Consider the following 13,724-nt stretch of genomic DNA (forward strand, 5'->3'; position numbering starts at 1 on the left):
AATGAAAGTATCAAAAGACTAAAGTCTAGGATAAGACAGATCACATCTCGTTCAAAACCTAGTCCTATGGAAGTTAGAATTGAAAAACTAAACCAATATCTAACAGGGTGGTGTGGATACTTCGCTTTAGCTGATACACCAAGTAAGTTCAAAGAATTTGAAGAGTGGATAAGAAGAAGACTTCGTATGGTTGAATGGAAACAATGGAAAACACCTAAAACAAGAGTTAGAAAACTAAAAGGTTTAGGTGTTCCTGATAACAAGGCATACGAATGGGGAAACTCAAGAAAGAAATATTGGAGAATCGCCTGTAGTCCAATTCTACACAAAACCCTTGATAACTCCTATTGGAGTTCCCGTGGGCTTAAAAGTTTATATCAAAGATATGAATTTCTACGTCAAACTTAATTGAACCGCCGTATACCGAACGGTACGTACGGTGGTGTGAGAGGTCGGGGGTTAGTCACCCCCTCCTACTCGATTAATGAAACACATCACTTGATAAATAACGCTCACCTGTATCAGCAATCATACATACAACAACATCTTCAGGTGTTAATCGTTTTGCGACTTCAATTGCTCCATAGCAGGCAGCACCTGAAGAAGGGCCAACTAAAATTCCCTCCTCACTTGCAAGCCTTCTAGTTATTTCATATGCTTGTTCGTCCTCGATTTTCAGAATTTCATCATATACCTTCTGATTTAAAATGGAAGGAATAAAGCCTGGGCTTGTCCCGACTAATTTGTGCCTTCCCGGTTTACCTCCTGAAAGTACTGGTGAACCTGCTGGCTCAACAACATGAACTTTTAGGTGCTTAAAATGCTGCTTTAATGCTTCGCCTGTTCCGGTTATCGTTCCTCCAGTTCCTGCAGTCGAAATAAAAGCTGATAGCGGTTTGCCGATCTCAGCCATCGCCTCAATAATCTCCTTTGCCGTCGTCTTGCGATGTGCATCAGGATTTGCTTTGTTATCAAACTGCATAGGCATAAAAGCATTTGGTATTTCTTTTGTTAGCTGCTCAGCCTTTCTGATTGAACCTGGCATCTTTTCGTCACCAGGTGTCAATACAACCTCTGCACCATATGCCTTTAGTAGGTTTATCCTTTCTAGAGTCATTGTATCAGGCATAACAAGAATGGCTTTATATCCCCGAGCTGCTGCATTCATAGCAATCCCGATTCCAGTATTTCCGCTTGTTGGTTCAATGATGGTTGAATTCGGTTTTAAGTATCCTTGCTTTTCTGCCTCAATAATCATATTATAGGCCGCACGGTCTTTTACACTTCCGCTGGGATTAAAATATTCAAGCTTTAAGTAAACTGCTGCACCACCTTTTGGCTGCAGTCGATTTAATTTAATCAAAGGAGTATTTCCAATTAGATCTGCTACATTGTTTACTACTTTCAATTCTGGTCACTTCCTTTTTTTGCTTAGGAAATTATCCTTACTAAAGGAGCTTTCGCCATTGTTCATCCTTTATTAAAAATCATAGCATACCAAGATCGATATTCCTATTTTATTAGTAGGATATCTTCATTTCTGAGAATAAATTATTTAACAATCACTGATCGCTTATTTGACCCTTACAAGAAGAGGGGGTTTTACTGCAAGTTAATGTGGGATAGAATAAATATTAAAGATTAACGGTTGCCGCATTCGGATATTAGGGGGGAACTTATTGAACACTCAAACACATTTTTTTATTGCTGTACCTATTGAAACTGAACAAAAAAAACGTATTCACCATTGGGTTACCGAAAATAGGAACAATCTTCCATTTAAATCATGGGTCCATCCAGAAGATTATCATATTACCTTAGCATTTTTAGGTCATGTTGAATCAAAGGATCAACTTAGCCAGTTATCAAAACGTGTAAGTGAAAAAACAGAAGACATCCAGCCATTTACTCTTTCTTTAAAAGGATTGGATACTTTTGGAAAAAAAGATTCACCGAGAATCTTTTGGGCTGGAGTTGAAGAATCTTCTTCTCTTCATTATGTGCAAAAACAAGTTTTTCAAGCTTGTAAGGATGCTGGATTTAAGCTTGATACAAAACCGTTCCGTCCTCACATCACTCTTGCTAGACGATGGAAGACTGAGACCCCATTTATTAAGCCTGAAGCTTTCGAACATACATTTAGAGATGACAGCAATACGTTTACGGTGCAAAAGATACACTTATATCAGACACACCTCGATCGTGTTCCAAAGTATGAAACCGTAGGACAATTTGCGCTTTATGGTGTGTTGTGATGAAGTTTGTAAAAATAGCATTTCAAATTTTATGTTTATATACGATATATTTAATAGGAGTTTATATAAAATCAGTTTTTGATTTGTTTGTTCCTGGTAGTATTATTGGGATGATTTTATTATTTGGAGCACTTCATTTCCAATTATTAAAGCATGAATGGTTTTTAATGGGAGGTTCCCTCCTATTAAAGCATCTCCCGCTATTATTTATCCCGGCAACAGTTGGAATTATCGATTATCTTGATATATTCAAGGGGAGCGGGGTTATCACGATAGGAATTGTCTTAATAAGTACATGTATTGTTATGGCTGTTTCTGCCTTGATTAGTGATTGTTTAGTTGAAAGAAGTCAGGCAGTGAATAAAGATAAGGGGTTACACTTATGAATATGTTTCTGCCGATCTTATTTATCTTTATTACGATTTTAATCTATATAGTAATGAAGCATTTTTATCATGGAGTCAAACATCCATTACTTGTTCCAATTTTTACTTCAAGTCTGCTCGTTGCAGTCTTATTACTTTTAACAAAAACTCCATATGGCACTTATATGAGCGGTGCCAAGTGGATAGATGAGCTGCTCGGTCCGGCAGTAGTGGCATTAGCTATCCCGCTATATGAGAATCGGGAAACTATAAAGAGAAACATGCTTACCATTTTGCTAAGTGTTTTTATAGGTTCAATTGTTGGAATGATTAGCGGAATTGCTTTAAGTATGGTTATACATGTTCAAAACGAGCTGATTTATTCATTGGCTCCAAAATCTGTTACAACGCCAATTGCTATGGAAATAAGTGAAATTGTAGGGGGAGCACCTGCTCTTGCAGCTGTTTATGTAATGATTGCCGGTATTTCCGGTGCCATGTTTGGTCCCTTTTTAATGAGGGTATGTCGGATTAAACATCCAATTTCAAGAGGGATAGGCTTTGGTACAGCCTCTCACGGAATTGGAACCGCGAGAGCTTTGGAAATGGGAAATGTCGAGGGTGCCCTTAGTTCAATTGCTATGACTCTAAGTGCTGTAGTCACAAGTTTTCTATGTCCTGTCATTTTATCGATGTTTTTATCCTAATCTTTACGGGCATAAAATCACTGCTTCAAGTTCCAAGAGAGGCTAAGGTGATTGTAGGAGGATAACTACCAGTAAAGACCAAACAAGGGATTGGTGGACATGTCAGACAAGCCATAAGGTTGTATGGGGGAAGCGTGATAAGTCTAGCTTTATAAGTAAAAAGGAGCTGATAAATGGTTGGCACAATTAATTAAACTCTACGATTATATTTCACTCTATGAACATGATGTTTATCGATATCCAAGTCAATTTATCCATTTGAAAAAACAACAATGGGACAAGGTTTCATCAGCTTGGGAAAATGATTCTTCCCATTCAGTTATGAAAGTTAGTCATGCTCCTGATCTTAACACTGAAGATGGGAATGAAAAAAAGCCTTTCCTAAAGAGATTTAAATCAAAAAGAATCAAAGCTGGAGAAGAAACGCCTAAGCTAAACCCTCTTGTGAATGACACTGCTATTGAAGATGAAGAATTGCAATTTCCCTTTACTACGATTCCAAAAACAATGGAAGATCTTAAGCTTTTGTTCCTTGATTATATTTATCGTTTTCAAATTCGTTGGGCAAGTTCAACACTAAGGGAGAAATCAATTGTTGATCAATCGGTTTATCGAGACCAACTGCTGAGGAATTTTGTACAGCGTCTTCCTGATCATTATCTTTTGCTGTATCGGCCAGTTTTTCAGTTGAAAAATGCTCAGGTTGAACTGGATATCATCCTTATTGGAACGGCAGAAATTTATTGTATAACACTTATTGAGGAACTAGATGATACAGTTTTTACCGGGTCAAAGGAAAAGTTTTGGGTTGCCCGAAGAGGGGATCACGAGAAAAAATCTGCTTAACCCCATTTTAAGCTTAAATCGTACGGGTACTGTTGTTCAAAAGCTCATATCGGGCAAGTAGAGAGTCCTGTTAGAAAGTTCATTATCAGCCGGAACGGATATATAGATTATCCTTTTGCTCCTTACGATATAACCATCCTTGATAAACGAACATTTGATCAATGGTTTCAGCACTTAAGAAAAGGATCTGCTCCACTATAACATATTCAATTAAAGGCAGCTCAGGTGCTGCTTTCTCATTGTTTAGCAACTTCATATTACCGTTCAGAATGGAAAGCGGAATCGGATGAGTAGGGGAAGAGACCTAAGGTTAGTCTTTTTTATTATTGCCGCTCATCTTCATAGAACACAATAGACATACGTACATAAACTAGTAGTGATAACGGAGCTTTGGGTATAAAAGATTCTTCTTTATTGTAAATCCAGCTGCTTGCCAGGGAACAACAATGAAAATGTAGAAGAAGGTTAAAAAAGAGCTTGTGAGAAAGACTGTTTCGGATCGTACGTTTTTAACAGATTAGCCAGATGATGCATAACTTCTTGGAAGACAAATTGCAACCATACAAAATGACCAATTAAAAACTGTCGTTTGTGCAGGTGGCGATGGAACGAAAATGGATTGTATTTGGTCTGAGTTCTTTTCGAAAAATTCAAACAGGTTTTATAAATACAGGAACTGGGAATTACTTTGCTAAGGGAAATCAACTCTTTCTCAATCTGTTAAGACAATAGGGAAAATCTAGAAAAATATAAATAAGGCTATTCAGAAAGCTGCCATCAATGAGATTCAGCTTGAGGGAAAGTAAAATAGTCAATATTATATCAATTATTTCGTTGACTATCTAAAAAACATTTAGAACTGAATTGTTCCTTATTGATTTTTTTAAAACAGTCTCACAATATCAACCCGCATCATTAAAAATAAGCGTTAATGAGGAGTTTGCAACGTATAATAAAGTATGGTTTATAACGACAACCCATTCATCGAAAAATCAAGGGAATTCGTTAAAGTTGAGCTCGAATTGTACTGGAAATGAAGGATGTCTTGAGGTGACAATTGTGTTTACAATTAGTCGCTTTGAACTTGTTATGTCTGTGATTTTTAATCCGGCAGTAAGAAAAACAAGAAAAAATGTGATTCATACTTTTTACTGTGAATCACTTTCCATTACTTCAAACAACCCGGCAACTATCCATGTTGATGGAGAAAATGCGGGGGAACGACCAGTTACAGTTAAATTAAGAAAATCTCGTGTTGCCCTTATAACAAAATATCATTTCTAAATGAAAGAAAAAGACATCCATATGGGGGTGGCTAGATTGTTAAAAATAAATCGGCAGTTTGAAGCTTTTTTAGATCAAATTGATGAAATCGCTATCCTTTTTCCGAAGAGTTTGGATAAAGAGGGTAAAGCGTTTTATATAGAAAATGACAATACCAATCAACTTAAAATAAAACAAAAATTAAATATTGGCAGTCATATGAAATATGTTTGCCAGCTTACGAGTGACATCGAGTTTGGAAAAACCTATACCATTTTAGATGAAACAGATATGAAGACAGATTTACAAATTGGCTCAGTTATCCGTTCAAACATTTTTGATGAGCTATTTGCCTATCATGGAAATGATCTGGGAATCGCTTATTACAAAGATCATACAGCTTTTAAAGTATGGGCACCTACGGCAACAATCGTAAAACTAAGATTATACCACCAAGATAAAACCGAATTTCAAACATTTACCATGATAAGAGGAGAAAGAGGAGTCTGGTCTATTTCAATAGAAGGTGATTTTGAAGGCTTTTTTTATACCTATCTTGCATGCGTAAATTTGGTGTGGCGTGAAGCCGTTGACCCTTATGCAACTGCGGTCTCAATAAATGGTGAATATGGTGTTATTATTAATAAACAAAATACAGCGGTTCCTGCAGTGAAGCTTCAGCCTTTTGCAAATAAAACTGATGCAATCATTTATGAAGCACATATCCGCGATTTTTCCATCCACGAAGATAGCGGCTTGAATAATAAAGGGAAATATGATGCCTGGTCAGAAACCAATACAATGAATAAGCAGGGTGATTCAACTGGAATTACCTATCTAACTGAGCTGGGAGTAACACATATAGAGCTATTGCCTGTAAACGATTATGAAGAAGTGGATGAAAGGAAACCATTTGAAGCCTACAATTGGGGCTATAATCCATTGCACTTTTTTGCGCCGGAAGGGAGTTACTCCAAGCAGCCAACAGATCCTTATAAGCGGATAATTGAATTAAAGTCCTTGGTGCAGTCCCTTCACCGACATCAATTAAGAGTGATTTTAGATGTTGTTTTTAATCATGTATATTCTAAAGAGGACTCTTCCTTTGAAAAGCTTGTGCCAGGATATTATTTTAGATATGATGCAAATGGAATTCCATCCAATGGCACAGGAGTCGGTAATGATCTTGCCTCAGAGAGATATATGGTAAGAAAATTTATTATCGATTGTGCAACTTACTGGATAAATGAATTTAATGTTGATGGCTTCCGTTTTGACTTGATGGGAATACTTGACATCGATACAATGCAGCAATTACAAGAAAGAATATATTCAATAAAACCGGATGCGATTTTATTAGGAGAGGGTTGGAATCTAAATACCCCTTTACCAATTGAGAAGAAAGCAATTATTCAAAATGCTAACAAGATACCTTCCATTGGATTTTTTAATGATCAGTTTCGCGATATTATAAAAGGAAGTACATTTAGTGTTCAAGATTGTGGATTTGTCTACACTAATTTAGAAAAAAATGAACGTTTAAAGCTGTTAATAAGTGGATCGCCACACATGTTTTCGGAACCGCACCAATCAATTAACTATGTGGAATCACATGATAATCATACAATGTGGGATCGATTCTATTCTTTTTCTCCTTATGAAGAGAATGGGATTAGAATGGCACGACATCGATTAGCAACTAGTATTGTCATTCTTTCACAAGGAATACCGTTTCTCCATGCTGGGCAAGAATTCTTTCGAACAAAAAATAATGTTGAAAATAGTTATAATTCTCCAGATGAAATAAACTGGATTGATTGGAGAAGACGTTCCAGCTTCAAGGAAAATGTTGAATATATAAAAGGATTAATTCACTTGAGAAAGCTTCATGCAGCCTTTCGTTTACCTACCTCTCAATTGATTCAAAAGCATGTCATATTCAATGCCGATCATCCACAACTGTTTTCCTATAGATTAGAGAGCGTTGGTCATCTAGGTCCTTGGAGCACAATTTATGTTGTTCATAATAATCATTTCCATCAAACGTTTACATTTTCCTTGCCTAACGGAGATTGGCAGATGGTAGTGAACTCTGAGAAAATTATCTTAGAAGATCCAAAAATTGTAAAAAATAGTGTGGAAATTTCAAAAATAGGAACGTATGTTTTTTGTAAAAACTAGGTTTTTTAGTTTTTCTTGACTAGTCTTATCATATGGGGATAAAATTTAGTAGGATGGCTATTGTGCAAGCTTCTATCATCACGAATAGCTATCCTTTTTATTTCAAAATAAAATGTTGATCATGACACATCTAGATTTGGTCTATAGTCATTGCAAACCATACCTGAAAAACGGGTATAAGTTGCGCTTGGCTTTTCTAAATACTTTTATGAAATGTTGGGTTGAAATTGAAGGTGAACTGGTTGGAACAAGTATTAGGTAGTGAGTGGAAAATTACACCGGCTGGAGGAGCAACAGGTGATGCTTATTTCGCAGAGCGTGATGGACAGGAGCTTTTTTTAAAGCGAAACAGTTCACCGTTTTTAGCTGTGCTTTCTGCAGAAGGAATCGTTCCAAAGCTGGTTTGGACAAAGCGGATGGAAAATGGTGATGTCATTACTGCACAACACCGTTTAAACGGCAAGGAGCTAAAACCGATAGATATGAACGGTTCAAATGTGGCTCAGCTGCTGCAAAAGATTCATCGCTCCAAGGAACTATTGGATATGTTAAAAAGATTAGGAAAGCAACCGCTCACTCCTAACTCCATAATTGAAGATATACAGCAAGCAGTTGCTTTTGAAAGGATTGAGCAGCCGGAAATACATCAGGCAATTGCCTTATTACTTAGCCAGCTTCCAGAGGTTCAATGTGATGAATTTGTTGTTTGTCATTGTGATGTTAACCATAATAATTGGCTTTTATCAGAAACAAATCAATTATATTTAATTGATTGGGACGGTGCGATGATAGCTGACCCAGCTATTGATATCGGGATTCTTTTATATTGGTACATAGATGAAGCCGATTGGGAAGACTGGCTTGCTTCGTATGGCCTTGAGTTAAACGAGCGTTTGCTGACAAGAATTTACTGGTATGTGCTTTTGCAGGCTTTAACCTCATATCTATGGTACCATGCAAAACAAAATAAAAAAGAAAAGCACGACTGGCTTGAGCATATAAGAATGATGTTAATTAAAATGAATGGTAATTAAGAGAAAGAATCAATATCCTGAATCCATTGTGACAATTGGTTCTGGTGTGACTCGATATGCTGATCAAGTGAGGCAGAGTTTATTCCAGCTTGACTATAAGAATAAATATTTTCAAGAATTCCCTTTACGTTTTGATCAATGTTTGTATTAACCATTAGGGATTTAATTAATCTTTCAAGCTGTTCACATTCTGCAACTGTTCCACAGCACTCACTTTGATGTTCAGATAAGATATCTTTTAATAAATTAACTTGATCATGGTATTGAATAGGCAAATTAATCACTTCCTTTTATAAAGTGAGACTTCCATCAGTGGGGATTCTTCATCCCCGCTGAGACTTAGCGAAAATTATTAAAGCTTAATCGACCACCTCGTGTGGCTTTCTCATGACTTGGACAACAACAATTTCTTGTATAATCTAATCTTTCTTGGCAGTTACCCCACTAATCTTTTAAGTTTTTGTTGAATTTAGAAGAAGTGGTATTACTGCCTTTATGATTTGGTTGAGCGCCAAAATTAAACGTCCTGCAGCGATGGCAATATTGCTGTAAACCATATAACTATAACTTGTCTTTTATAAAGATGAATTATTCTAAGGCTGACATAAAAGGTAAAAATCCTTTTGTCAGCCTTTTGTATTTACTTTTCATCTTATTTTCGCTTTTTGACCTTTACAAAGTCTTGCATGCTTACTTATTTCATGATATTGTTTAGAGCGATATTAAATCGATAGAGGTGTCTTCATGCGTTTACGTAATAAACCTTGGGCAAAGGATTTTATTGCCGAGAATTCACAATATGTAATAGCTAATCCTGAAGAATGTAAAGGAAAGTGGCACGAGGTATTCGGTAATGATCATCCCATTCATATAGAAGTTGGTACTGGGAAAGGACAATTTTTAGCAGGTATGTCCGTACAAAATCCTGGGGTAAATTATATAGGAATTGAACTTTTTGATAGCGTGATTGTTGCTGCATTACAAAAAATTGTCGACCAAAAGCTTCCTAATATGAAGCTTCTTAATGTAAATGCAAATAATTTAGCCGACTATTTTGATGACAATGAAATTGAACGAGTATATTTAAACTTTTCAGATCCTTGGCCAAAATCACGTCATAGTAAAAGACGCCTTACGTACAAAAGCTTTTTAGAATTATATGAAAGAATTTTGGTGAAAGGCGGAGAAATCCATTTTAAAACAGATAATCAAGGGTTATTTGAATTTTCATTAATAAGTTTTTCTGAATATGGAATGCGCCTGAAATTCTTAAGTCTCGACCTCCATAATAGTAATTTCGAAGGAAATATCATGACAGAATATGAAGAGAAATTCTCTGCAAAAGGCCAAAGAATTTACCGCGTTGAAGCGAAGTTTATGAACGAAGAAGAATAGACAATATAAAGGATCATAGTAAATAAGAAATGAACAAGGAAAATGACCAGAGAATGTCATTTTCTTTTTTTTGCCCGTGAAATGTTAAAATGCTTTAAACTTTGGATATATGCTTACGTCCAACTCTAGGGGCTAGCTCATTTGGAATAGAATGCAAAGAACGTATTCTATTCCAAATGATTCTGTTTAAGGAGCTTACGCTTTTATTCATGTAAGCCTCTTCTTTGCCATACGAGTTTATTCTTATGTTAAAATAATAGTAATGTGGGAGGGATGAAATTGGATACACTTCAATTTGGTGAAACAAAAATTACTTGGTTAAATGGAGGGGTAACACATTTAGATGGGGGAGCAATGTTTGGAGTTGTTCCAAAGCCGCTATGGTCCAAAAAGTATCCTGTTAACGAACAAAATCAGATTGAGTTAAGAACAGATCCTATGCTTATTCAGAAGGACGGTTTAAATATTCTAATTGAATCAGGAATAGGCTCTGGTAAATTAAATGAAAAACAGTTAAGAAATTTTGGTGTGACAGAGGAATCAGCTATTGAACAATCTTTGCATGAGCTTGGGCTATCGCCTGGAGATATTCAAATTATCTTGATGACACATATGCATTTTGATCATGCCTGCGGGTTGACTAAATGGGAGGGGAATAGGCTCATATCGGTATTCCCTAACGCAAAAATTATAACCTCTTCTATCGAATGGGAAGAAATGAAGAAACCAAATATTCGCTCGCGAAATACATATTGGAAAGAAAATTGGGAAGCCATTGAGGAGCAGGTGTCAACATTTGAAAAATCGCTAGAAGTTATTAAAGGTCTTGAAATACACCATACAGGCGGTCATAGTGAAGGCCACAGTATTGTCATCTTGCAAGATGGCGGAGAAATGGCTGTACATATGGCAGATTTAATGCCAACACATGCGCATAAAAATCCATTATGGGTGTTAGCATATGATGATTATCCGATGACCTCAATTGAAAAAAAGCTAAATTGGCTAAATATTGGAGAAACTCATCATGCATGGTTTATCTTTTATCATGATGCCTATTATCGGGGAATAAAATGGAATGATCAAGGTGATATTGTAGAAAAGGTCTTACGTGAAAAGCGAAAATGAGTGATAAGAAAACAGTGGGACTGCAATAAGTAGGAGTTTTAGGTGAGAGAGATCGGGGCTTTTGACATTCAATGCCCTTCATACTTGATCCCAATTTTAACGGGCAGTGAAAACCCATTTCAAGATTCTGTAGAAATGGGGTGAACTGCCCGTAATGATCTGACGAAGGACCGGACATCCATGTCAAGACACACTTAAGGATTTGGCGGTTAAGCGTAATAAGTTTCACATTATGCAATTTTTTCAACATGGACAATGGCACCTGTCTTTGTATCAACAAAGGCTTCATATTGCTCAAGATGATCATTTACTGTACGAGAAATGCCAGTTTTATAAACTTGATAGGACAAATGGTCATTTGAGAAGGTTTCAGGTATGGTATAAATCCAGGAACCATCAATTGGGCCCTTCTCTTTAAATGCTTTTTTAACAAGTTCCAAAGCTCTATCAGAAGAGATTGGACACTGCTTTAATTGACTGCTTAACAGGTAAGTCGAAGCAATACCGAGCCCTAAGCCAAGCAAGAAATATTTCCCCTTCACATTGTCACCCCTTAATCGAATAAAGTAACAAACACAGTTGATTTTCTTACATATTTAGTATACAAAAACCATTATAGCATATAAGCAGACATGCTTTTAAATGCTTCATTTTAATCATATTAATAAGCTAATAGAAAAAGACGCAGAGTGCGTGGAAATGAGGGAATCAAATGAATAACGAAACATTAGAGTTATTTAAAACATTAACAGAGCTCCCAGGTGCATCTGGAAATGAACATCAAGTAAGGGCGTTTATGAAAAGTCAGCTTGAACAATATTCCGATGAGCTGGTTCAGGATAAGCTGGGCAGTATTTTTGGTGTTCGCCACGGAAAGGCAGACGATCCAACAATCATGGTAGCTGGTCATATGGATGAAGTTGGTTTTATGGTTACCGCAATTACTGATAATGGGATGGTTCGTTTTCAACCGCTTGGAGGTTGGTGGAGTCAAGTATTGCTCGCGCAAAGGGTGCAAATCATAACTAAAAATGGTCCTGTTATTGGTGTAATTGGCTCAATTCCTCCGCATTTGTTAAGTGAGGCTCAACGCTCAAAACCAATGGAAATAAAAAATATGTTAATTGATATCGGGGCAGATGATAAAAATGATGCAAAACAGCTGGGAATTAGACCAGGCCAGCAGATTGTACCGATTTGTCCATTTACACCGTTAGCAAATCCCCAAAAAATCCTTGCAAAGGCTTGGGATAACCGCTACGGCTGCGGCCTTGCAATCGAGCTTCTTAAGGAATTAAAAGATGAAACGCTGCCAAATACACTTTATTCAGGCGCAACCGTTCAGGAAGAGGTTGGCTTGCGTGGGGCACAAACAGCAGCTACCATGATAAATCCTGATATTTTCTTTGCCTTAGATGCTGGCCCTGCCAATGATATGAGCGGTGATAAAAAAGAGTTTGGGCAGCTTGGGAAAGGTGCAGTATTGCGTATTTATGACCGGTCAATGGTTACACATCGCGGCATGAGGGAATTTATTCTCGATATGGCTGAATCTCATGATATCCCTTACCAATATTTTGTCTCACAAGGCGGCACTGATGCAGGGCGTGTCCATGTATCAAACCAAGGAGTACCATCAGCTGTTATTGGGGTATGCTCACGTTATATCCATACGTCAGGATCCATTATGCATGTTGATGATTATGCTGCGGCAAAAGAACTTCTAATTCGTCTAGTAAAGGCATGTGATGCAGCAACCGTTGAAACAATAAAAAGCAATTCGTAAGTTTAGAGGAGAGTAGAAATGAAGATTGCCATTGGAACAAAAAATCCTACAAAGGTGAATGCTGTAAAAGCAGCCTTTGCTTCCCACTTGCCAGGTGAATTTAGATCAATAAACGTCCCATCTCATGTTTCAGCACAGCCTTTGACTGATGATGAAACGATGACCGGTGCGATAAATCGTGCAAAAAATGCTCTTGAAGCAGAAGAGGCTGACATTGGCGTCGGTTTAGAAGGCGGTCTTATCAAGACAGAGCATGGCTACTTTTTATGTAATTGGGGTGCGCTTATTTGTAAGCAAATGAAACCGATTGTAGCTGGCGGTGCGAGAATCATTGTCCCAGATGAAATTGGAAGAGACGTATTCAATGGAACTGAGCTAGGTGATGTAATGGATCAATATGTGAAAAAACATAATGTTCGTCATCACCAAGGAGCAATTGGAATCTTTACCAATGGCCTTGTCGACAGAACGGAAATGTTCACCCAGCTTTCCCGGCTCTTAGTTGGTCAATATCTTTATCAGAAGAAAATAAAAAAGCAGCTGTAAAGTATTTTTAGGTACGTAAGTAAACATTCATATAAATAGGACCACATCTCTACAAAGTGGTCCTATTTTTTATGGTTTCCCCTTTTATTCAAATCAGCAATCTCACGGTATCAGCACATCCCTCTATTTCCCAGTATTAACAATGTTAACCTTTAGTCTTATTTTCCTTGTCAAGGAAAAAACAATAGAGTTATTATAAATAAAGTCCTATGTATCTA

The 13,724-nt window shown here is 37.0% G+C and carries 16 protein-coding genes; 12 read left to right on the plus strand and 4 right to left on the minus strand.

The window, feature by feature from the left end:
* Positions 1 to 408, plus strand: a 408-nt coding sequence (locus WQ54_RS13450) for a group II intron maturase-specific domain-containing protein (RefSeq protein WP_046517383.1), incomplete at its 5' end; no start/stop codon positions are given.
* A gap of 73 nt (positions 409 to 481) precedes the next feature.
* Here WQ54_RS13450 and cysK read toward each other — a convergent pair.
* Positions 482 to 1,408, minus strand: coding sequence for a cysteine synthase A (gene cysK, locus WQ54_RS13455; protein ID WP_046517385.1), 927 nt, complete (start codon positions 1,406 to 1,408; stop codon positions 482 to 484).
* A gap of 271 nt (positions 1,409 to 1,679) precedes the next feature.
* On the opposite strand from cysK, the gene thpR reads away from it, so the two are divergent.
* The 4 genes from thpR (at position 1,680) to WQ54_RS13475 (ending at position 4,173) form a co-directional block, all read left to right on the plus strand.
* Entirely contained in the window at positions 1,680 to 2,255 is a 576-nt protein-coding gene (gene thpR, locus WQ54_RS13460) for an RNA 2',3'-cyclic phosphodiesterase (RefSeq protein ID WP_046517387.1), read from the plus strand.
* A complete protein-coding gene (locus WQ54_RS13465; RefSeq protein WP_046517389.1) occupies positions 2,255 to 2,641 on the plus strand; it encodes a CidA/LrgA family protein in 387 nt (128 codons plus the stop codon). Before thpR ends, WQ54_RS13465 begins: the two co-directional genes overlap by 1 nt.
* A complete protein-coding gene (locus WQ54_RS13470; protein WP_046517390.1) occupies positions 2,638 to 3,327 on the plus strand; it encodes an LrgB family protein in 690 nt (229 codons plus the stop codon). The genes WQ54_RS13465 and WQ54_RS13470 overlap by 4 nt, the downstream gene beginning before the upstream one ends.
* A gap of 177 nt (positions 3,328 to 3,504) precedes the next feature.
* Entirely contained in the window at positions 3,505 to 4,173 is a 669-nt protein-coding gene (locus WQ54_RS13475) for a hypothetical protein (protein WP_052737786.1), read from the plus strand.
* An 85-nt stretch (positions 4,174 to 4,258) separates the two neighbouring features.
* On the opposite strand, the gene WQ54_RS33600 is transcribed toward WQ54_RS13475, so the two are convergent.
* A complete protein-coding gene (locus WQ54_RS33600) occupies positions 4,259 to 4,429 on the minus strand; it encodes a hypothetical protein (protein ID WP_156177945.1) in 171 nt (56 codons plus the stop codon).
* A 608-nt stretch (positions 4,430 to 5,037) separates the two neighbouring features.
* Between WQ54_RS33600 and WQ54_RS34720 the strand changes: the two genes are divergently transcribed.
* The 3 genes from WQ54_RS34720 (at position 5,038) to WQ54_RS13490 (ending at position 8,651) form a co-directional block, all read left to right on the plus strand.
* Positions 5,038 to 5,457, plus strand: coding sequence for a hypothetical protein (locus tag WQ54_RS34720; RefSeq protein WP_231597528.1), 420 nt, complete (start codon positions 5,038 to 5,040; stop codon positions 5,455 to 5,457).
* A gap of 36 nt (positions 5,458 to 5,493) precedes the next feature.
* On the plus strand, positions 5,494 to 7,617 hold the full coding sequence (pulA, locus tag WQ54_RS13485) for a type I pullulanase (protein ID WP_046517394.1): 2,124 nt from the start codon (positions 5,494 to 5,496) through the stop codon (positions 7,615 to 7,617).
* Positions 7,618 to 7,850: 233 nt separating this feature from the next.
* Positions 7,851 to 8,651: a phosphotransferase family protein gene (locus WQ54_RS13490; protein ID WP_084822048.1), complete on the plus strand. Its 801-nt coding sequence runs from the start codon at positions 7,851 to 7,853 to the stop codon at positions 8,649 to 8,651.
* Here WQ54_RS13490 and WQ54_RS13495 read toward each other — a convergent pair.
* Positions 8,648 to 8,926 (minus strand): YtzH-like family protein, encoded by a 279-nt coding sequence (locus WQ54_RS13495; protein ID WP_046517397.1) that lies wholly within the window; start codon positions 8,924 to 8,926, stop codon positions 8,648 to 8,650. The genes WQ54_RS13490 and WQ54_RS13495 overlap by 4 nt on opposite strands.
* A 469-nt stretch (positions 8,927 to 9,395) precedes the next feature.
* Here WQ54_RS13495 and trmB point away from each other — a divergent pair, with 469 nt between their 5' ends.
* Together trmB and WQ54_RS13505 are read left to right on the plus strand one after the other, a co-directional pair.
* A complete protein-coding gene (trmB, locus tag WQ54_RS13500) occupies positions 9,396 to 10,046 on the plus strand; it encodes a tRNA (guanosine(46)-N7)-methyltransferase TrmB (protein WP_046517399.1) in 651 nt (216 codons plus the stop codon).
* Between the two features lie 279 nt (positions 10,047 to 10,325).
* Entirely contained in the window at positions 10,326 to 11,174 is an 849-nt protein-coding gene (locus WQ54_RS13505) for an MBL fold metallo-hydrolase (protein ID WP_046517401.1), read from the plus strand.
* 230 nt (positions 11,175 to 11,404) lie between these two features.
* Here WQ54_RS13505 and WQ54_RS13510 read toward each other — a convergent pair whose 3' ends face one another.
* Complete coding sequence (locus WQ54_RS13510) at positions 11,405 to 11,716, minus strand: PepSY domain-containing protein (RefSeq protein ID WP_046517402.1); 312 nt, start codon at positions 11,714 to 11,716, stop codon at positions 11,405 to 11,407.
* Between the two features lie 170 nt (positions 11,717 to 11,886).
* Between WQ54_RS13510 and WQ54_RS13515 the strand changes: the two genes are divergently transcribed.
* On the plus strand, positions 11,887 to 12,960 hold the full coding sequence (locus WQ54_RS13515; RefSeq protein WP_046517404.1) for a M42 family metallopeptidase: 1,074 nt from the start codon (positions 11,887 to 11,889) through the stop codon (positions 12,958 to 12,960).
* 18 nt (positions 12,961 to 12,978) lie between these two features.
* Positions 12,979 to 13,506, plus strand: a complete 528-nt coding sequence (locus tag WQ54_RS13520; RefSeq protein WP_046517406.1) for a DUF84 family protein — start codon at positions 12,979 to 12,981, stop codon at positions 13,504 to 13,506.
* Positions 13,507 to 13,724: the final 218 nt, after the last annotated feature.

This window comes from Bacillus sp. SA1-12, assembly GCF_000981385.1.
Classification (GTDB): Bacteria; Bacillota; Bacilli; order Bacillales; family Bacillaceae; genus Metabacillus.

Coding starts and splice junctions, on each gene's coding strand:
- WQ54_RS13465 (WP_046517389.1), top strand. CDS start 2,255: ATGAAGTTTGTAAAAATAGCATTTCAAATTTTATGTTTATATACGATA.
- WQ54_RS13470 (WP_046517390.1), top strand. CDS start 2,638: ATGAATATGTTTCTGCCGATCTTATTTATCTTTATTACGATTTTAATC.
- WQ54_RS33600 (WP_156177945.1), bottom strand. CDS start 4,429: ATGAAGTTGCTAAACAATGAGAAAGCAGCACCTGAGCTGCCTTTAATT.
- trmB (WP_046517399.1), top strand. CDS start 9,396: ATGCGTTTACGTAATAAACCTTGGGCAAAGGATTTTATTGCCGAGAAT.
- WQ54_RS13515 (WP_046517404.1), top strand. CDS start 11,887: ATGAATAACGAAACATTAGAGTTATTTAAAACATTAACAGAGCTCCCA.
- WQ54_RS13520 (WP_046517406.1), top strand. CDS start 12,979: ATGAAGATTGCCATTGGAACAAAAAATCCTACAAAGGTGAATGCTGTA.